Genomic DNA, 291 nt, shown 5'->3' on the forward strand with positions numbered 1-291 from the left:
GCAACTCAGGCAGCGGCCCGCGGGCCGCTGCCTGACGCGCTACGGTTTGCCTCTTCTTCTTCATCGGCATATCCATGACTTTTATACCTCATGATATGCCCCGCCCACGAAATGACGGATAGGTCCAGGCCGGCACCTTTTTCATCTGGCGCGTGAAGCCTTCTAGCGCATCCTGGGCCGTGCAACCGTCCATCCGGCACAGCACCACGAAGCGCGTTTTGCGCTCGACCAGCGTGCCGACGCAGGAACGATTAAAGGCGCCCTTGATCAGGTCGCCCTCCCAATGACCCG

Annotated in this window: 1 pseudogene; it reads right to left on the reverse strand. The window is 60.8% G+C overall.

The annotated features are described in order from the left end of the window. Positions 1–130: 130 nt before the first annotated feature. A pseudogene (locus GD429_RS40180) lies at positions 131–291 on the reverse strand (IS30 family transposase); the annotation flags it as partial.

Origin of the sequence: Burkholderia sp. BE17, assembly GCF_009362305.1 — a bacterium.
Taxonomy (GTDB): domain Bacteria; phylum Pseudomonadota; class Gammaproteobacteria; order Burkholderiales; family Burkholderiaceae; genus Burkholderia; species Burkholderia pyrrocinia_C.